Here is a 19,080-nt window from a genome sequence, read left to right on the forward strand (position 1 = left end):
AGCGTATTATTTTGTTTTTTCTTGGATGCCGCTCATCATCGACGCTGAATCGCTTGCGCACTTGCCGCTTCCACAAAAGGATCGGCTCAAGCACATCGAGCTGCGGTTGCGCTTCCTTGGAGAGGTACGTCGCCCCGACCTGATGCGGCGGTTTGGCATCCAGTCGGCTGCCGCCTCTCGTGATCTGGCGCTCTACAAAGAGCTGGCACCGAACAACATCGACTACGAAAGTCGGGGTAAGCGATACCTGCTGGGTGCCGGATTTTCGCCTCTTTTCCCGACGCCTTCATCTCAAGTCTTGAGCTGGTTGGCTGAGCAACTGGGTGATGCAACTGCGCCAACTTCTGACGCGCTCCTGCCGTGCCTCATACCATCCCGGCTTTCATCCCCTGGGCTCGACATGTTGGCATGCATTACGCGTGCCATTCACCTGGGGCAGGTACTCAGCATCCGCTATCACTCCGTTAGAAGCGGAGAGTCATGCCGCGAGATCGTTCCCTTTGCGCTGCTCGACACTGGGCTGCGATGGCATGTGCGCGCTTTTGACCGCAAGTCCCAAGCGTTTCGCGACTTCGTTCTTACGCGCATCAGCGAGCCGACCCCACGCCTCAACGATGCGCCGTTGCGCCATGAGCTGCCTGAACAAGACGTGCAGTGGACGCGCATCGTGGAACTGGACCTGGTGCCACATCCAGATCAACCGCGCCCCGAGATCACCCTCATGGACTACGACATGCCTGGTGGTCTGTTGCGTCTGAGGCTGCGGGCGGCGCTGGCCGGCTATGCGCTGCGCAAGTGGAGCGTGGATTGCTCGCCAGAACACGGCTTGCGCGGCCCCGAGTATCGCCTTTGGCTGAAAGATCATCTGGCCCTATATGGGGTCGAGACCGCCATCTTGGCACCGGGCTACGCACCGGGAAAAGAGCAGGCTGCATGACAGTGCGCTATCAACTGTCCTTCACGACTGGTGGTCTCTTCCTGCAAGAGGCGTCCATAGTCGCAGAATGCTACCTCCGGCTCGGCGATTGGCCAGCAACACGCGCTCGGGTGCGGCAAGAGAACCTTCTGCAGGTACGCACCGCTGCAGCGGCCACTCGCATCAGTAAGGAGATCACCGCACGCCTGCAGCAGTTGAACGAAGTCGAACTACGGACTTTGCTGGAGTCGAGCCTTCGGGACCAAGCCTACTTGCTTTGGGTGGCGGTTTGCCGACGCTATGCGCTCATCCGTGAATTCGCTATTGAGGTGCTGCGCGAACAGTATTTGCTGCTCCGCCGCCAAGTGTCATTCGCTGACTACGACAGCTTCTACAACGGCAAAGCGCTTTGGCACGCGGAACTCGATGAGATTGCACACTCCACGCAACTCAAGTTGCGGCAGAACATGTTTCGCATGCTTCGCGAAGCAGATCTGGTGTCAGATAAGCACGAGATTCACCCTGCCCAGCTCGGTCCACATCTAGCTCAACTCCTGGCAAAGCAGGGGCGGCAAGAGCTCCTGGTCTTTCCCGCCACCGAAAACGACCTTGAGAGATGGCTTCAATGAATCAGAAGATCAGTCAACAACCACTGGCCATCCGCTTTGAGCATTTGATCCGAGTGATCGGCAGCGATCGCTTCTTGCAAATGCGCGGGCTGAACAACGATCTGCCCTTCTACATCTGCGAGTTTCGCGCCGGCGAAGCTTTTGAGATGCAGCGCATGCAACGCCAACTCATCAGCTCCTTGGCCAATCTCAGCGTGCCATGCCTGGGTGGGCGCGGCGTCAGGGTGCTGGACATCAATCTGTATGACCTCAGCATCGAGCTGCTGCAAGCGAGGGAAGGCAGCAGCGACGGTAGACAGCTCTGGGATGAACTCCTCGCCGTCGAAGCCAATGTCGAGAAGGACAGCCTGCTCGAACTGCTGCAAAACGTGCTCGGTATCGAGGACTACTTGATCCCCGCCATTGGCGAGCGTTTGCAGCAAGCCGACTTTGACGTGCTGTTCCTGTCCGGCATCGGCGAGGTCTTTCCCTACATCCGCTCGCACAACGTCCTCAACAACCTGCAAAGCACCGCCAAGGACAGGCCCACCGTGCTGTTCTTCCCCGGCGAATACCGGCATTCGCTGGAGCAGGGCGCGTCGCTGGAGCTATTCGGGCTGTTGCACGACGACAAGTACTACCGCGCTTTCAATATTTTCGAGACTCAGGTTTGAGGAAAGACCCGATGGAACTCAACCACATCTTTTTGCGCCCAGTCAGCCGCCCGATAGAGGGCGTAATCAAGGCCGACGACGAGTCGAGCCTCTATGTAGAGCTTAACGAGTATGTGCTGACAGACGAGGTCGCCAAGCGGCTGGAGCACTTCCTTGATGCCTACAACGACTACCACGGTGCGAACGGCGTCTGGGTCTCGGGCTTCTTCGGCTCGGGTAAGTCACATCTGTTGAAGATGCTGGCTTTGATGCTGGAGAACCGCACCATTGATGGCAGCTCCGCACTCGATATTTTTCTGCCCAAGATTCCGAAAGAAGACGAACTGGTACGCGCAGCCCTCAAGAAGGCCGTTTCAATTCCTTCGAAGAGCATCCTGTTCAATATCGACCAGAAGGCCGACATCATCAGCAAGAGCCAGACTGACGCGCTGCTCTCGGTATTCGTCAAGGTCTTCAACGAGATGTGCGGGTACTTTGGGAAGCAGGGCTACATCGCGCAGTTCGAGCGAGACCTAGACAGCAGGGGGCAATTCGATGCGTTTAGGGCCACCTATCAGCGTCACGCGAACAAATCCTGGGAGCGTGGCCGAGAACAGGCTCTGCTGGAATCGGGAAACATCGCCCGCGCCTATGCAGAGATCACCGGCGAAGATCCTACGCTGGCCAAGGGCATCCTGGACAAGTACCGCGCTCAGTACAGCGTCTCGATCGAAGACTTCAGCCACCAGGTAAAGGCGTGGCTGGACAAGAAGCCGGCCAACTTCCGTCTCAACTTTTTTGTGGACGAGGTGGGGCAGTACATCGCTGACAACACCAAGTTGATGACCAATCTGCAGACGGTGGCAGAAAGTTTGGCCACCAAATGCCAAGGCCGCGCCTGGATCATCGTCACCGCTCAGGAGGACATGAACTCCGTGCTGGGGGACATGAACAAGCAGCAGAGCAACGACTTCTCAAAGATTCAGGCCCGCTTTGCCAATCGCCTCAAGCTCACCAGTGCTGACGTGGCTGAGGTCATCCAGAAGCGCCTCCTCACCAAGAACGAGATCGGCACCGAGCTGCTTGCCATCACTTATGACCAGCAACTCAACAATTTCAAGACCCTGTTCGAGTTCGCAGACGGTGGTCAGCAGTACACGAACTTCCGGGACGCGGAACACTTCACCTATTGCTACCCCTTTTTGCCCTATCAGTTCCCGCTGTTCCAGGCGGCAATTCGTGGCATCTCGCTGCACAACGGCTTCGAAGGCAAGGCCAACTCGGTGGGCGAGCGGTCCATGCTCGGCGTATTCCGGGAAGTGGCGATTGCCATTGATCAGGAGCCCGTGGGCCAGCTCGCCACGTTCGACCGCATGTTCGAAGGAATCCGTGGCGCGCTCAAGAGCGCCATCCAGAGCGCCATCAACAATGCCGAGCGCCATCTGGGCGACCCTTACGCCGTGCGCGTGCTCAAGGCGCTTTTCCTGGTCAAGTACGTCAAGGAGTTCAAGGCGACGCTACGCAATCTCAGTGTGCTGATGCTGGAGCGTTTTGGCGACGACCTGCCCGCGCAGCGCAAGCGGCTTGAAGCTGCACTCAACCTGCTTGAACAGCAGACCTACATCCAGCGCAATGGTGATGTCTACGAGTACCTGACCGACGAAGAAAAAGATGTCGAAGAGGAGATCAAGAACACCGAGGTCGAGACAACCGACATCCTCAAGGAGCTGGAAACCCTGCTTTTTGATGGCGTCCTCAGACAGCGCAAGATCCGCCACAGCAACGGCCAGGACTATGTCTACACCCGCAAGATGGATGAACGAGCGCTAAGTCGTGAACACGAGCTGGCCATCCACATCGTCACGCCGCTCTCCGACAACTTCGACAACATAACCCTGCAGCGCATGCAAAGCATGGGGCGTGATGAGTTGCGGGTGGTCTTGCCGGCCGACGTACGCTTCATGCAAGACCTGACGATGTACAAGCGAACCGAGAAGTACATTCGTCAGAACAGCAATACCACGCAAGAAGCAGTCAAGCGCATTCTGGATGCCAAGGGCTTCCAGAACAGCGAACGCTTGAATGACCTGCAATTGCGCGCCCGTGGCCTGCTGGGCAAAGCCACGCTCATCATCAACGCGGCGGATGTGGACGTCAGCACCGAAGACGGCCAGACCCGGGTGCTCAAAGGCTTCGAGCATCTGCTGCAAACCACCTACCCCAACCTGCGCATGCTGCGCGATGTGCCATTCAACGAGGTAGACATCGGCAAGCACCTGCGCATGGTGGAAGATGGGCTGCTGGCCAATGACGCCACCAGCCTCACCGAGCCCGAACAAGAACTGCTGGCCTTCATCCAGGGCAACGCTCGGGGCGGCGTGCGCACCACCGTCAAGAGCTTGGTCGAGCGTTTCGAGCGCAAGAACTACGGCTGGTATTACGCTGCCATCCTTTGCAACCTGGCCCTGTTGTGCGCGCGCGGCAAGGTCGAGGTCCGGCAAGACAGCAACCCGCTGGAGCATGACGCTCTGGAGCGCAGCCTGCGCAACACCAATGCCCATCCCTCGCTAGTGCTTGAGCCACAGGTTGAATTCAGCGCCTCGCAAGTACGCACGCTTAAAGAGTTCTTTGCGGACTTCTTCGACAAGCCGGCCAGCAGCAACGAGGCACGTGCGCTGGCTCACGAGACTATCGACGCGCTGAAGGACCTGGAGATCGAACTGGCCGACCTGCACGGACAGAAAACACAGTTGCCGTTCCTGAGCGTGCTGACGCCGGTACTGGCCACCCTGAAGGACGTGGCGAGCAAGAACTCCAATTGGTTCCTGACCGACCTTGCCCGTGCCGAAGACGCCTTGCTCGATACCAAGGAAAACATCATCGACCCGTTGCGGCGCTTCGTGAACAGCCCGCAGCGTGCCATCTTTGAGCAGGCCCGCTTGCTGGTCGCCGAGCAAGAAGACAACTTTGCCTATGTGGGCGCGGCCGAAGTGGAGGCTGTTCGCAATCTGCTGGCCGACAGCAAGCCCTGGCAAGGTAATCGTTTGCAAGAGCTCAAGCCGCAGCTGGATGCCCTGCAGCAAGACATCGGCAACCAGTTGGCCAGTGAAAAGGGAGCCGCCACCAACCGCCTTGCAGAACTGGAACAAAGGCTGCGAGCCACCGAGGAATATGACCGTCTCAACTCCACCCATCAGTCGCAGCTGAGCCAGCCTTTTACTGATGCCCGCCTGGCGCTGCAAGGCCAGAAGCGCATTGCCATGATCCGCGATCAGCTGCGGCACTTCGAGGACATCCGCTTTCCACAGCTGCTGGTGCAATTGGAGCAATGGGCCAAGCCCGAGACTCCTGCGCCGTCTGGGGCCACCCCGGAGGCAGATGCCAAGCCTTCCGTTGGCGAAGGAATGCCACCGGCCAGCACGACATTCACCAAGCCGGCGTCACCTGAACCCAAGCTGGTGCCCGCCCGCACCATCAAGGTCAGTTACGCCAAACCGTGGCTGACCAATGAGGCTGAGCTCGACGACTACCTGAACAAACAGCGCGAAGCCTGGCTGAGGGAAATCCTGGCCGGCAACCGCGTGCAGATCTGAGGTAGGCCATGGATACAACCAGACTCAAAAAATTCGCCCAGTTCGCCCGTCGCACCCTGGGCGAGCAGGTCAGCGCCAAGCTGGCCTTGATGCTGTCTGAGGGCAGCGCAGCGCGTCGCGAAAGCGCGGCGGCCGTCAAGAAGCTGGAAGACGCCATCAAGAGCAACGGAAAGGAACAGGTCATCGAACGGGTGGCCTACACCTGGTTCAACCGCTTCTGTGCGCTGCGCTTCATGGATGTGAACCGCTACACGCGCATCGGCATCGTGTCGCCCGCTGAAGGTCAGTTCCAGCCAGAGATCTTGCTGGAAGCCAAGATGGGCCACGTTGACGAAGAGATGGTGCCTGCCAAAGCCCGCCAGCAGATTGCCGACCTGCTGGCCGACAAAAGCCCTAGCCACGACCCGCAAGGCGAAGCCTATCGCCTGCTGGTAGTAGCGGCTTGCAACGCCTGGCATCAGGCCATGCCTTTTCTGTTCGAGCGCATCGACGATTACACCGAGTTGCTGATGCCCGACGACCTGCTCTCAGGCAACTCCATCCTGGCCTACACCCGCGAGGCCATGACGCCGGACGCCTGCGAAGACGTGGAAGTCATCGGCTGGCTGTACCAGTTCTACATCTCCGAGAAGAAGGATGCCGTCTTCGAAGGGCTGAAAAAAAACCAGAAGATCACCCCAGACAACATCCCGGCTGCCACCCAGCTATTCACCCCGCACTGGATCGTTCGCTATCTGGTGGACAACTCGCTGGGGCGCCTGTGGCTGCTCAACCGCCCCACCTCCAAGCTGGCCGAGCAGATGGCCTACTACATTCCGCCCGAGAAGCCGGAAACTGACTTCCTCAAGATCAAGGGCCCGGAGGACATCAAGGTCTGCGACCCCGCGTGCGGCTCGGGCCACATGCTCACCTATGCCTTTGACTTGCTGTACGCCATCTACGAAGAAGAAGGTTACGACGCGGCCGAAATCCCGGAAAAAATCCTCACCCATAACCTCTTCGGGATCGAGCTCGACGAGCGCGCCGGCGAGTTGGCTGCCTTCGCACTGACCATGAAGGCCCGAGCTCGCCAGCGCCGCTTCTTTAACAAACGCGTCAAGCCCAACATCACCGTGCTGGAGAAGGTGAGTTTCAGCCGTGAAGAGCTGGACGAGTACATGGGCCACGTCGGCCGCGATTTGTTTGCCTATGGCCTGCGTGAAACGCTGCAGCAGTTCAGCGAGGCCGACAACTTCGGCTCGCTGATCGTACCCAAGGTAGGCAATGTGGCTGATGTGCTTACCACGTTGGAAGCTAAGGATATGGCCGGCAACCTGTTCCTGGCAGAGACTCATCAGCGCGTACTGAGCGTGTTGCGCATGGCCGAAGCTCTGGCCCCACGCTACGCCGTGGTGGTGGCCAATCCACCTTACATGGGCGGAAAGGGCATGAATGGGCGCTTGAGCGCTTGGGCCAAAGAGACCTACCCCAACAGCAAGTCCGACCTGTTTGCAATGTTCATCGAGCGCAACCTGGACCTTGCGGTGAAGAGTGGTGCGGTCGCCATGATCACCATGCAGAGCTGGATGTTCCTGTCATCGTTCGAGGCGCTGCGCAGCCGCATTCTGAACCAGCACACCATTCTCTCGATGGCGCATCTGGGCGCGCGGGCATTCGACAGCATTGGCGGCGAAGTGGTTTCCACCACGGCTTTCGTGCTCGAAAACGCTCAAAAACCCGACTACCGGGGTGCCTACATGCGCTTGGTGGATGGCAATTCGGAAGCGGAAAAGATGGAGATGATAGCCAAGGCCATCGCTCAAGGCAGGGCGGCATGATTACCAATCTGCAGCTCAAGAACTTTACTGCCTTCACTGAGCTGGCCATCGACTTCTCACCGGGCATCAACATCATCATCGGCGAGAACGGCACTGGCAAGACCCAACTGCTCAAGGCCATTCTGGCCCTGAGCGGGCCGGAAGCTCGTGGGGAACAAGCCGGAGAAAAACTGGCTCGCAGGCTGTGTCGGCTCTACCACCCGCTCAGCGAGCAAGTTGGCGAGCTGCGCCGCGCTGGTACGCGAGGGAAGGCGGTACTCAAAGGCACCTTTGCGTCAGGGCAAATGATTGCAGCCAAGTTCTACGGCAACGGTACCCAAGCCCAAGTCAACTGCGGCATCGGTGGAGGCGTTGCAGGAGCTATCTTCATTCCAACAAAAGAGGTGTTGTCTCTGGTGCGCGGCCTCACCGCCGAACAACCGGATCAGCCAACCATCGAGCGCATCTTCGATGATGGCTATCTAGACCTAGCTTGCCAGCTCACCCAAAAAGGGCCCGATGATCTGGATGCCAAGGTCCAGCTTGATCCGCGCTTTGCCAGCATTGTGCCCCGCCTGACCAACCTCATCAAAGGGCAATACCTGCTGGAGAGCGGTCGCTTCGTTTTCCAACCCGGCTGCTACGTGGAGAAGGATGCCGCCACGCGTAGCAAGGCCCAGTATGCGCAGATGTACCAGGACAGCACCGAATGGAAGTTCGTGTCCAGCAGCAAACACCGCCAGTCCAGCGCCATGACAGCCGAGGGCTTCCGCAAGATCGGCGTGCTGCAACGCCTGCTCAGCAACGGCAGCCTCAACCCCGGCACCACCGGCCCGCTGCTGTGGGACGAGCCCGAATCCAACCTCAACCCCAAGCTGATGAAGGATCTGGTGCTGGCTTTACTGGAGCTTGCCCGCAACGGCCAGCAAGTCATTCTGGCCACGCACGACTATGTGCTGCTCAAGTGGTTTGACCTATTGATGGACAAGGGCAAGGGGGATCAGGTGCGGTTCTTCAGCCTCTATCGCGACGCATCCACAAAAGATGTCATGTCATCAACGACCGATGACTATCTGCACATCGCACCCAATCCCATTGATGACGCCTTCGGCTATCTCATCAACCAGGAAATCGAGAACGACATGGGGGAACTGGGAAAATGAAAGTCGTTGTTGCTGATGGCTTTGAGTTTCGCTTCTCTGATGCGGTGGACGCCTATGTATTTGACGAAAAAGACAGCAGCAAGCCTACTTTTCACGGTGCACCGATGAAGGGAGTCGATATCGTCGCAGAATTAGAAAATGCATATATTTACGTGGAACTCAAGGACTATGACGACCCATCCGCTTATGACGTAGGGAGGGCCGCGAATGACGATGAGCGTAAGGGACGTCAGGATAGTTTTAAGTGGCTAAAAAACTACCTGAAGTACAAATTCAGGGATTCACACCTTTATCGTTATGCCGAGGGAAAAGTTGATAAACCTGTTCACTACATTTGCGTTCTGACATTCGACAACGCGCTGAATAGCAGGATGCTCAACGAGCTAAAGCGAGAGCTACCCGTCGGCAAGAAGCCCAGGCGTTGGACCCAAGCGCTGGCGACAAGCTGTCAGGTTGTAAACCTGGATAAGTGGAACGAAGTTTTCCCGAAATGGCCTGCGATTCGCATCGCGTCTGCGGAAAACGCGTAGCGGAGGACGCCAATGACCATCAACACGCTCGGGGCCTCGATGTCGTGCAGTACCTTGATCTCGTCATGCGAGATCAAGTCGATGGTGCCGATGCGCAGCGAGTCGGAATAGGCCAGAGGCGACTAGCCTCGGGGCCGAAATCGGACGATCCGGATTTCTGGGCAGTGTGGGGGTCAAGGCAGCGACGGCCAGACGGTCGAGCGTCCCGTGAATTGGAAAACGATTGCGAACGACTGGCAACAGATCAGCATGTCAGTCAACGAACAAGATTTGGAGATTAACGATGAGTAACAGCCAAGTCGAAAAGGCTAAACAAGGCCTGGAGAGATATTTTTATCGCGCCTCGGCCATTGACTTTAAAAGCATACCTGATAGTCCGATTGCCTATTGGCTGACACATCGTTTTGTCTCAAATTTTGAGTTATTTCCGAAACTGGGTAGCATACTTTCATCTAGAGAAGGTCTAACAACTGGCAGCAATGAAACATTTCTGCGCCTATGGTTTGAGGTTTCGGCATCCAAAACATCTTTGCCTGGTAATGTAAAGAAAAATGCCAGATGGAAGGCTTACCTAAAGGGCGGAGAGTATCGGCGTTGGGCTGGCAACAACGAGTATTTGGTTGACTGGGAAAATGAGGGAAAGAGAATCCTCAACTTCATTGACCAGAAAACAGGCAGAGTAAGATCCCACAACTACAACGGCGAATGGGCATTTAAACCGGGAATAACTTGGTCGAGCGTTTCCGGCGATGGATTTTCAGTTAGAAATGTCGCCGGCGAGTACATGTTTGATACTACCGGTTCGATGGGATTTGTTACTCCAGACTTTGATCGGCTCGGGGTGGTCGCCTATTTAAATAGCATAGTAGCTTCAGATTACATGGAAGTTCTTTCCCCTGCCATTCGCTTTCAGCCTGGGCACGCTCTCAATTTGCCATTTAATAAGGCGCCGATTTCAACCGCGAGTGCCATCTCCGCAAGAAATATAGCCATCTCGCAGTCTGACTGGGACTCCTATGAAACCTCTTGGGACTTCACCAGCCTTCCGCTACTACGCCACGACCATCGCCAGCCCACTCTCAAAGCCAGCTACCAAAAGCTCCGCGCTCACTGGCGTGAGATGACACTGGATATGCAGCGTCTGGAAGAAGAGAACAACCGCATCTTCATCGATGCCTACGGGCTGCAGGACGAACTGACGCCCGAGGTACCGCTGAACGAGATCACCCTCACATGCAACCCGCATTACCGCTACGGCGGAGACAAGAGCGAGGACGAACTCGAAGCAATGTTCCTGGCCGACACCATGCGCGAGCTGGTGAGCTATGCGGTCGGTTGCATATTTGGCCGCTACAGCCTGGACAAGCCTGGGCTGATCCTGGCCAACCAGGGCGAGACGCTGGCGGACTATCTGGCACAGGTGCCGCAGCCCAGCTTTCCGGCTGATGAAGATAACGTGGTCCCGCTGCTGGATGGCGACTGGTTTGCGGACGACATCACTTTGCGCTTCCGCCACTTCCTGCGCGTGGCCTTTGGTGAAGCGCATTACGAAGACAACCTGGCCTTCATCGAGCAAGCACTCAACGTGAAGGGCAAGCGCAACTACAGCCTGCGCGATTACTTCCTGAGCGAGTTCAGTACCGACCATGTCAAGCGCTACAAGAAGCGCCCCATCTACTGGCTGTTCAGCAGCCCCAAGGGCAGCTTCAACGCGCTGATCTACATGCACCGCTACCGCCCGGACACGGTGAGCGTGGTGCTCAGGTACCTACGCGACTACCGAGAAAAGCTCAGGACCGAGAAAGAGCGGCAAGCCGCTGTCAGTATCAACACCGCTAGCAGCCAGGGCGATAAGACCCGCGCGTTGAAGGAAGTGGACCGGCTGGCCAAGGTGCTGACCGAGCTGGAGGACTACGAGCGCGATGTGCTCTACCCCCTGGCCACCGAGCAAAAGGCCATCGACCTGGATGACGGGGTGAAGGTGAACTATTCGAAGTTCGGCTCGGCGCTGAAGAAGATTCCGGGGCTAGACGCCAAGGACGAGGACTGATCCCAGATGAGTAGCGCAAAGATCCAGCAGGCACTGAGCAATCTGTTTGACAAGCAGCGCATAGTGTTCTGGTATGACACCCGCCGCGAGTTCCGCGCTGACTTCGAGGCGCTGGCCTTGCCCGGCGTGGAAAAGATCGAGCTGGCCAACAACGAGTTTGGCGTGAAGTACCGTGTGCTGCGCGAGCAGCCAGAGCAGAAGTTCCTATTGTTCAGGGATGGGCCGGAACCCGATTACCTGGTGAACTGGCTGCTGGACGTGCAATTGGCCAGCGGCAGCACCTTCCGTACCGACCAGGTGGCGCTGTGGTTGGCTGAACTGGAGCTGGGGCCTGATGCCTACCCCTTGCTGGAGGCTCACCCCGCGTTCTTTGAGGCCGCCAAGCGACGTGAGAGGCTGAAAGAGCTGTTGGCGCCTAGCGACAGCGGCAACGCCTTGCGCCAGAAGATGCTGGCCGTGTGTGTGGGCTGCGAACCGCGTCTAGACGCGATGCTGGAAGCACTGCTGGCCGAACTGGCTAGCGGCGTCGATACGCGCAGCAAGCTGATGGAGCGCAGCGGCCTGAACGAGCATTTCTGGGAGTTGATGAAGCGCGCCTACGGCTATATCAGTGAGCTGCCAGGCCTTCAGGATTTTGTAATCGAGCTCTTCAAGAGCTGCTTCCTCAGTGAGGTGGATGTCGAGTTCAAGCCCCGCCTCACATCAGAGGCAAAAGTGTTCATCCAGCGCTGGAAAGACAGCCGCTCACATGCACAGGACTTCGAGGTGCTGTCTGCCCAGTGTGCTGACATCTTGCAGATCGAGGACAAGCTACAGGGTCTTGAATACCGCCTGCTGATGTCGATGGATGAGTTTGAAGCCATCGACCGCAAGATCCTGAGCGAGCTGGTGCGTGAGGTGGCATCGCGCACGGTCAGCGCACAAGAGGTGGAGCAATGGGTTCGCCAGCGCCGGCAAGGGCACTGGTTTGATCGCTACCAACACGTCTATCTGGCCATTGAGCATGCGGCGCAGTTCATGCAGTCGCTGGAGCTGACGCAGCTGGAGATGGACTCACTGGCGGATGGCATTCACAAGTACACGCAGACCTGGTTTCGGCTGGATCAGCGGTACCGCAAATTTTTCTATCACGCGCGCGAATCGGGCCAAGCCTCGCTGTTGCAGGCGCTGAGCCAGCAGGTAGAGAACCTGTACAGCAACAATTATTTGTCGTACCTGAATGTGCGCTGGCAGCGGTTCGTGGACGCTTGCCTGCTCTGGGAAGCCGCCCCGGTGGTGAGCCAGGCAGACTTCTTTGAGCGTTTTGTGCAGCCTTATCTGGAGCGCAAGGGCAAGGTGTGCGTGTTGATTTCCGACGCTTTCCGCTACGAGGTAGGGGAGGAGCTGCAGAGCCTGATTCGCCGCGAGGACCGCTTTGATGCCGAATTGGTGCCGGCCCTGTCCTGCCTGCCGAGTTACACCCAGCTGGGTATGGCCTCTCTGCTGCCTCACAAGACTCTTCAGATTGTGGAGGACGACAGCGGGGAAGTCATGGCCGATGGTGTGAGTGTCACAGGCACCGCCAACCGCGCTCGCATCCTGGCTCAAACCGTTGTCCCGTCTACTGCAGTACTGGCGAAGGATGTATTGGCCATGGGCAAAGAGGATTCGCGGGCTTTGGTGCGCGACCATGATGTGGTGTACGTCTATCACAATCTGATCGACAAGACGGGCGATACGCGGGATACCGAAGAGCGCGTTTTCGGCGCGGCAGAAGAAACGCTGGAAGAGTTGCTGCGGGTAATCAAAAAGCTGGCCAATGCCAATGCCAGCAACATCGTTGTCACCGCTGACCACGGCTTTATCTACCAACACCACCCGCTGCAAGACAGCGATTTTCTCAGCACCGAACCCAGTGGCGACGAGATCCTCTACACCGACCGGCGTTTTGTACTGGGGCGCGGCCTGCGCGAGAGCAGTAGCTTCAAGACCTTTCAGCCCGAGCAACTGGGCCTGGCAGGCAGCCTGCAGGTGCAGATCCCGAAATCGATCAATCGCCTGCGGCTGAAGGGCTCGGGCAGTCGTTTTGGACATGGGGGCGCCACCCTGCAGGAGGTGGTGATTCCGGTGATCAGCATCAACAAAAAACGCCAAAGCGATGTAGGCAAGGTTGAGGTGGAGTTGATTGGCGGCGGCGGCAAAACCATCACAACCGGCCAACTGGCCGTGGTGCTCTACCAGACCGAGCCTGTAACAGACAAACGCCAACCGCGTCGTTTGCGCGCCGGCCTGTATTCGCTGGCAGGTGAGGCTATTTCCGATGTGCAGGAGCTGAGCTTTGACATGACGTCCAGCAACCCGCGCGAGCGGGAGGTGGCTGTTCGCTTCATTCTGAGCCGCAAGGCCGATGCCTGTAACAACCGGCAGGTTGAGCTGCGACTGGAAGAGCCGGTGGATGGCACGTCACACCACACGCGCTATCAGGCCGTGCGTTACACCATTCGTCGCTCGTTCACCAGCGAGTTCGATTTTTAGAGATAGGGCGGGGTGACAGAAATGAGCCAACTGGACGACAAAATCAATCAACACTTCGCCGGGCTGGTTGTCCGCAAGGATCTGGTCAAGACGGTGAAGGGCAATGCCATCGTGCCCACATATGTGCTGGAGTACCTGCTGGGGCAGTATTGCGCGACCAACGACGAGACCACCATCCAGGCTGGGATCGACACAGTGCGCGAGATCCTGCGCAAGCACTACGTACACCGCAACGAAGCGGGGCTGGTGCGCTCCACTATCAAGGAGAAGGGACGACACAAAGTCATCGACCGCATCAGCGTGGCACTGAACGACAAGTCGGACGCTTACGAGGCCGAGTTTGCCAACCTGGGCATCAAGAAGGTGATCATCGACTCGGCCACTGTGAAAGCCCATCCCAAGCTGCTGGTGGGCGGCGTGTGGTGCATCGCGGAGCTGGAATACATATTCACCGAGGACAAGAATGCGACGCCTTGGGTGCTGTCTTCCATCAAGCCGATTCAGCTTTCGCACTTCGACTTTGACGGCTACGTGGAGGCACGCAAGCACTTCACCACAGATGAGTGGATTGACCTACTGATCCAGAGCGTCGGCTTTAACCCGCAGATGTTCGGCAAGCGTAACAAGCTTAGCCAGTTGGTGCGACTCATCCCATTCTGTGAGCGCAACTACAACCTGATCGAGCTGGGCCCCAAAGGCACCGGCAAGTCGCACATCTACTCGGAGTTTTCACCGCACGGCATTCTGATTTCGGGCGGTGAGGTGACCGTGCCCAAATTGTTCGTCCACAACGGCTCGGGCAAGCTGGGCCTGGTGGGCTATTGGGATGTGGTGGCCTTTGACGAGTTCGCTGGCAAGCAAAAGCGCGTGGACAAGGCGCTGGTGGACATCATGAAGAACTACATGGCCAACAAGTCGTTCTCGCGCGGGGTGGAAACGCTGGGAGCAGAGGCAAGCATGGTTTTCGTGGGCAACACCGACCATACGGTTCCCTACATGCTCAAGCATTCGGATCTATTCGACCCCCTGCCGGAGAAATTCCACGACTCGGCCTTTCTAGACCGCATCCACAGCTACATCCCCGGCTGGGAAGTCGATGTGATTCGCGGCGAGATGTTCTCCAGCGGCTACGGCTTCGTGGTGGACTACTTGGCCGAGATTCTTCGTTCCTTGCGCAGCCATGACTTCTCTGACAGGTACAAGGCGCACTTCCGGCTGTCGGATGACATCTCAACCCGTGACCGCGATGGCATCAACAAGACCTTCTCGGGTCTGATGAAGATTCTGTACCCCCAGGGCGACGCGAGTGTCGAGGAAATCGAAGAGCTGCTTCGGGTCGCGATCGAGGGGCGCAAGCGGGTGAAGGACCAGCTCCTGCGCATCGATGCGACTTATCCCGCCGTTCGTTTTGCCTACTTCGATCCACAAGGGGTCGAGCGCTTGGTGACGACGTTGGAGGAAGAGGAATACCCAAGCGCCTACCATCGCAGAGCAATGGGAGACGGTATAACCGAGGCCGCTACCAATCTCACTGCCCCATCCGGGGAACCCAGCGCTATGGCGCAGCCCAGCCTCCTGGAGACCACAGGTGGAATACAAACGCTTGAGCCTGCACTCAAAGAACAGCACCGGGTCTTTCAGGAGAACCAGCGCGGGATGTCATTCGATCAACTGTTTGGCCCCTACCTGGCAGGGGCCAGACGCATTATCGTGACCGATCCTTACTTGCGCATGTTCCACCAGCAACGCAATTTGATGGAGCTACTGGAAACGATCAGCCGGTTTACACGTCTGGAAGATGAAGTGGTTGTCCATGTCGTCACCGTGGAGGACGAGTTCACTGGCGATCGCCAAACAGAGAACTTCCAGAAGATGGAAGCGGCGTGTGCAAGCATCGGGATTCAGTTTTCCTGGGCGTACGACACCACACGCACGAAGCATGATCGCGACATCACAACCGACCATGGCTGGAAGATCGTGCTCAGCCGGGGGCTTGATGTGTTTCAGCGCTGCGAACTGAATGAGGCCTTCAGCTTTGCCAACCGTATGCAGCAACATCGTCAGTGCAAGGAGTTCAACGTAACGTTCGTGAAGTTGCAGTGAGCAGTCATTCGCCTTAGCCTTCGTCGCATTGTTGGCGGTTATGTTCGATGCGATCTCGGGGCTAAAGCGGTACATCGCCTGCTCGCGCGTGACGACCAAACCTATTTTCTTCTTCGTTGCATCCAATATTCGGCCGGATGGCGCCCTGCATGAGGCAAAAAAAGCATTCAGCCCAGAACCTGGTTCGTCGGCGGTGGTGAGCCAATGCCACGCGACAAGATAGTCAGGATTGGCACTGTTGAGCTGCTGCATGGCCTGACGCTGGTCGCGGAACACCTCCAGGGTCAGACGGGCATCCAGTTCGGGATCGTTGAGACGGCCACGTTTGAGCTGGCCATCCGGGTAATGCTTGACAAGATGGTGGTAAGGGTTGCGGGGAAAAGCCAAGGGGTTGAGCCGCAATATGTCGACCGCGGGCATGCCAAGCAGACGCAGGCTTGCGTTCGCCGCCGCGAGGTGAGGCAGGTCGAACGCTATCAGGTTATGCCCGAGGAGAAACGCGCAAGCCTGCGAAAACGTATCGAGCTTTTCCAGCGCCGCCAAAAGATCTCCACGCCGATGGACTAGGGCTTCGCCTGCGTATTCCGGTGTTTGTGACCGGTCATTCCGGCATCGTGACCACGGATTCCGTTCTATCGTGACCGCTGTGTCCCTGCGGTTTCCGGTTGATTGTGACCGGCAATTCCGGTGTCGTGACCGGTGATCGGTTGAGGGTGTTGCGCGGGGACGGATTCTACTCTGCTAGGCTAGGCAGTGGGGTTGCCGCTGGATGTGGTGCTCGTTTTTTGAGCAGTCTTTCTCATTGAGTCGCCGGCCAGCGTGATGCGGTGAATGCGGTGCATCAGGCGATCGAGAATCGCGTCGGCAATGGTGGGGTCGCCGATCCAGCCATGCCAGTGTTCGACCGGCAACTGGCAGGTGATGAGCAACCCGCGGCTGCCGCCGCGATCGTCAATGAGTTCAAGCAGGTCATTGCGAGTGGTCGGGTCCAGCGGTGCCACCGCCCAGTCGTCCAGCACGATCAGGTCGGTCTTGGCCATCTGCAGCAGCCATTTGCCGAAGCCACCGCTGCCATGCAGGATACGTAGCTCTTCGGCCAGCCTGGGCACGCGCAGGTAAGCGACGGAGTGCCCGCGGCGGCAGGCGTACTGCGCCAGCGCGCAGGCCAGCCAGGTCTTGCCGACGCCGGTCGGGCCACCGATCAGGACGGTATGTCCGGTTGCGATCCAGTCGGACAGTACGAGGCTCGTGAGCTGCTTCCGATCAATACCTGTCAACGCCGATTTAAATCCGACCCACTTTGGCAAGAATCGCCGAAGTAAAACTGACCCACCTGGCTCCCGTCAGCCAGCCGCCTTGGGGGCGGCTCGGCCGTTCGTTTGCCCCGCCCGGCGCTTGTCCTTGAGCCGGTAGCTTTCGCCGGTAATCTGCACGATATGGGCGTGATGCAGCAGCCTGTCCAGCATCGCTGCCGTCAGCGTCTGATCGTCGGCGAAGGCGCTGGCCCATTGCGCGAACGGCAGGTTGCTGGTCAGCACCATCGAACCGCGCTCGTAGCGCTTGGCGACGACATTGAAGAACAGGTTCGCCTCCTCACGCCCGAAGGGCAGATAGCCGATTTCGTCGACCACCAGCAACCTGGGACCCATCACCGCCCGATTGAAGTATTCGCGCAGCCGCCCTTGCTGCCGGGCAGTCGCCAGTTGCATCATCAGGTCGGCCGCCGTCAGGAAGCGGCTTTTGATGCCAGCCTGCGTGGCCCGATAGGCCAGTGCCGTCGCCAGATGTGTCTTGCCTACGCCGGACGGCCCGAGCAGCACGACGTTCTCGGCGCGCTCTATAAACGCCAGGCTGGCCAACTCCTGTATCTGCATGCGCGGCGCGCCGCTGGCGAAGCCGAAGTCGTACTGCTCCAGCGTCTTTACCGACGGCAGCGTCGCCAGCTTAGTCAGCACCTGACGCTTGCGCTCCTCGCGGGCAGCAACCTCAGTGTTGAGCAGCCGCTCCAGGAAGTCGGCCAGACTGGCGTCCTCGGTCGCCACCCGCTGTGCCAGCGGCCCCCACTCCAGCGCCACGCGGTCCAGCTTGAGCTGGCCGCACAGGCTGGCGATGCGCTCGTGCTGCAGGTTCATGCCGCCACCTCCAGCAGGCTGTCATACACGGCCAGCGGGTGCTGCAGGCTCTCGCGCGGGATGGGGCGCATGGACGTGGGTACAGGCAGCGGTCTCCCCGCTTGTGGCAGCGGCAGCAAAACCTCTTGCTCGACAGCAAGGCGCACCGCGGGGCGCTCGCCAGTGGTGGCATGGACCCGTGTATTGGCCACCTCCGTCAGCCAGCGGCCGATGTACTGATTGGCGGCCTCGACATCCAGCTTCAGCCCGGCTTGTTTGAGCGTGGCAGCCAGCGGCACGACGAAGCTCTCCTTGAGGTAGCGATTGAAGCGCTCGACCTTGCCCTTGGTCTTGGCCCGGTAGGGGCGGCAAACCTTCAGTGCGAAGCCATACCGCTCGGCCAGCGCCAACAGCTCCCGGTTCCAGCGGTGGCGGCCGTCGCCGTGCGCGTCGCGCTCGACGACAACCGACTTGGCGTTGTCGAACAGGATGTGCTCGGGCACGCCTCCGAAGAAGGCCAGCGCCTCTTCCAGGCAGGCGCACAGCGTCGCGGCATCCTCGCTGGCCGTGAAGCGCACGAAGCTGGCGCGGCTGTAGCCCAGCGTCGCCACCAGGGCCAGCAGCGGATCTCGTCCGCGCCGAATGACCGTGAAGTCGGCCTGCATCTGTTTGCCTGGCGCCGTCTCGAAGCGCACCAGCGGCTCGGGCTCAGCGTGCTTATGCGGTGCGAGAAATACCTTGAGTTGGCTGACGCCGCCGTCGTAGCCGCGCTCGCGCAACTCGCGCAGCAGCACGGTCGGCGGAATCCAGCGTGGGCGTGCCGCCTCGATTCGCTCCAGCAAATAGCCGTGGTACGGTTCAAGCTTCGTCGCTCTGGACTCACGCGGCCCGTACCGGCAGGCTTGTTCGTCGCGCAAATAGCGCCGCACCGTGTTGCGCGACAGACCCGTCTGCCGTGCTATCTCCCTCACTCCCGCACCTCGTTTCGCCAATACCCTGATTTCCACTGCTTGCTCCTGTGTCAGCATCGGCGGCAAATCCGC

General features: G+C 58.6%; 13 protein-coding genes and 1 pseudogene. 11 read left to right on the top strand and 3 right to left on the bottom strand.

What is annotated here, in order from left to right; all coding sequences use genetic code 11:
• Nucleotides 1-25 precede the first annotated feature (25 nt).
• The 11 genes from AC1Q7H_RS22690 (at nucleotide 26) to AC1Q7H_RS22740 (ending at nucleotide 16,493) form a co-directional block, all read left to right on the top strand.
• Nucleotides 26-937 carry a helix-turn-helix transcriptional regulator gene (locus AC1Q7H_RS22690; RefSeq protein WP_492381738.1) on the top strand — a complete coding sequence of 304 codons (912 nt, stop codon included), beginning with the start codon at nucleotides 26-28 and terminating at the stop codon, nucleotides 935-937.
• A complete protein-coding gene (locus AC1Q7H_RS22695) occupies nucleotides 934-1,545 on the top strand; it encodes a DUF1819 family protein (RefSeq protein WP_492381739.1) in 612 nt (203 codons plus the stop codon). The genes AC1Q7H_RS22690 and AC1Q7H_RS22695 overlap by 4 nt, the downstream gene beginning before the upstream one ends.
• Nucleotides 1,542-2,198, top strand: a complete 657-nt coding sequence (locus AC1Q7H_RS22700) for a DUF1788 domain-containing protein (protein ID WP_492381740.1) — start codon at nucleotides 1,542-1,544, stop codon at nucleotides 2,196-2,198. The genes AC1Q7H_RS22695 and AC1Q7H_RS22700 overlap by 4 nt, the downstream gene beginning before the upstream one ends.
• An 11-nt stretch (nucleotides 2,199-2,209) precedes the next feature.
• Nucleotides 2,210-5,770 carry a BREX system P-loop protein BrxC gene (gene brxC, locus AC1Q7H_RS22705; protein WP_492381741.1) on the top strand — a complete coding sequence of 1,187 codons (3,561 nt, stop codon included), beginning with the start codon at nucleotides 2,210-2,212 and terminating at the stop codon, nucleotides 5,768-5,770.
• An 8-nt stretch (nucleotides 5,771-5,778) separates the two neighbouring features.
• A complete protein-coding gene (pglX, locus tag AC1Q7H_RS22710) occupies nucleotides 5,779-7,587 on the top strand; it encodes a BREX-1 system adenine-specific DNA-methyltransferase PglX (RefSeq protein ID WP_492381742.1) in 1,809 nt (602 codons plus the stop codon).
• Nucleotides 7,584-8,729: an AAA family ATPase gene (locus AC1Q7H_RS22715; protein ID WP_492381743.1), complete on the top strand. Its 1,146-nt coding sequence runs from the start codon at nucleotides 7,584-7,586 to the stop codon at nucleotides 8,727-8,729. Before pglX (AC1Q7H_RS22710) ends, AC1Q7H_RS22715 begins: the two co-directional genes overlap by 4 nt.
• Nucleotides 8,726-9,259: a hypothetical protein gene (locus AC1Q7H_RS22720; RefSeq protein WP_492381744.1), complete on the top strand. Its 534-nt coding sequence runs from the start codon at nucleotides 8,726-8,728 to the stop codon at nucleotides 9,257-9,259. Before AC1Q7H_RS22715 ends, AC1Q7H_RS22720 begins: the two co-directional genes overlap by 4 nt.
• A 283-nt stretch (nucleotides 9,260-9,542) precedes the next feature.
• Nucleotides 9,543-11,309, top strand: coding sequence for a BREX-1 system adenine-specific DNA-methyltransferase PglX (gene pglX, locus AC1Q7H_RS22725; RefSeq protein ID WP_492381745.1), 1,767 nt, complete (start codon nucleotides 9,543-9,545; stop codon nucleotides 11,307-11,309).
• A gap of 6 nt (nucleotides 11,310-11,315) precedes the next feature.
• A complete protein-coding gene (gene pglZ, locus AC1Q7H_RS22730; RefSeq protein WP_492381746.1) occupies nucleotides 11,316-13,823 on the top strand; it encodes a BREX-1 system phosphatase PglZ type A in 2,508 nt (835 codons plus the stop codon).
• A 21-nt stretch (nucleotides 13,824-13,844) separates the two neighbouring features.
• On the top strand, nucleotides 13,845-15,926 hold the full coding sequence (gene brxL, locus AC1Q7H_RS22735) for a BREX system Lon protease-like protein BrxL (protein ID WP_492381747.1): 2,082 nt from the start codon (nucleotides 13,845-13,847) through the stop codon (nucleotides 15,924-15,926).
• A gap of 204 nt (nucleotides 15,927-16,130) precedes the next feature.
• Nucleotides 16,131-16,493, top strand: a complete 363-nt coding sequence (locus tag AC1Q7H_RS22740) for a hypothetical protein (protein WP_492381748.1) — start codon at nucleotides 16,131-16,133, stop codon at nucleotides 16,491-16,493.
• 179 nt (nucleotides 16,494-16,672) lie between these two features.
• Here the strand turns inward: AC1Q7H_RS22740 and AC1Q7H_RS22745 are convergent.
• From AC1Q7H_RS22745 to istA, 3 genes and pseudogenes are all read right to left on the bottom strand, one after another.
• A pseudogene (locus tag AC1Q7H_RS22745) lies at nucleotides 16,673-17,197 on the bottom strand (ATP-binding protein); the annotation flags it as partial.
• Nucleotides 17,198-17,269: 72 nt separating this feature from the next.
• Nucleotides 17,270-18,058 carry an IS21-like element helper ATPase IstB gene (istB, locus tag AC1Q7H_RS22750; protein WP_492381749.1) on the bottom strand — a complete coding sequence of 263 codons (789 nt, stop codon included), beginning with the start codon at nucleotides 18,056-18,058 and terminating at the stop codon, nucleotides 17,270-17,272.
• Nucleotides 18,055-19,065: an IS21 family transposase gene (gene istA, locus AC1Q7H_RS22755; protein ID WP_492381762.1), complete on the bottom strand. Its 1,011-nt coding sequence runs from the start codon at nucleotides 19,063-19,065 to the stop codon at nucleotides 18,055-18,057. Before istA ends, istB begins: the two co-directional genes overlap by 4 nt.
• Between the last annotated feature and the right edge of the window lie 15 nt (nucleotides 19,066-19,080).

This window comes from Cupriavidus sp. GW823-FHT06D04, assembly GCF_058795055.1.

Bases quoted from the DNA above. Each gene is read 5' to 3' on its own strand.
- AC1Q7H_RS22690 (WP_492381738.1), top strand. From the start codon at position 26: ATGCCGCTCATCATCGACGCTGAATCGCTTGCGCACTTGCCGCTTCCA.
- AC1Q7H_RS22695 (WP_492381739.1), top strand. From the start codon at position 934: ATGACAGTGCGCTATCAACTGTCCTTCACGACTGGTGGTCTCTTCCTG.
- AC1Q7H_RS22700 (WP_492381740.1), top strand. From the start codon at position 1,542: ATGAATCAGAAGATCAGTCAACAACCACTGGCCATCCGCTTTGAGCAT.
- brxC (WP_492381741.1), top strand. From the start codon at position 2,210: ATGGAACTCAACCACATCTTTTTGCGCCCAGTCAGCCGCCCGATAGAG.
- pglX (WP_492381742.1), top strand. From the start codon at position 5,779: ATGGATACAACCAGACTCAAAAAATTCGCCCAGTTCGCCCGTCGCACC.
- AC1Q7H_RS22715 (WP_492381743.1), top strand. From the start codon at position 7,584: ATGATTACCAATCTGCAGCTCAAGAACTTTACTGCCTTCACTGAGCTG.
- AC1Q7H_RS22720 (WP_492381744.1), top strand. From the start codon at position 8,726: ATGAAAGTCGTTGTTGCTGATGGCTTTGAGTTTCGCTTCTCTGATGCG.
- pglX (WP_492381745.1), top strand. From the start codon at position 9,543: ATGAGTAACAGCCAAGTCGAAAAGGCTAAACAAGGCCTGGAGAGATAT.
- pglZ (WP_492381746.1), top strand. From the start codon at position 11,316: ATGAGTAGCGCAAAGATCCAGCAGGCACTGAGCAATCTGTTTGACAAG.
- brxL (WP_492381747.1), top strand. From the start codon at position 13,845: ATGAGCCAACTGGACGACAAAATCAATCAACACTTCGCCGGGCTGGTT.
- AC1Q7H_RS22740 (WP_492381748.1), top strand. From the start codon at position 16,131: ATGCCACGCGACAAGATAGTCAGGATTGGCACTGTTGAGCTGCTGCAT.
- istB (WP_492381749.1), bottom strand. From the start codon at position 18,058: ATGAACCTGCAGCACGAGCGCATCGCCAGCCTGTGCGGCCAGCTCAAG.
- istA (WP_492381762.1), bottom strand. From the start codon at position 19,065: ATGCTGACACAGGAGCAAGCAGTGGAAATCAGGGTATTGGCGAAACGA.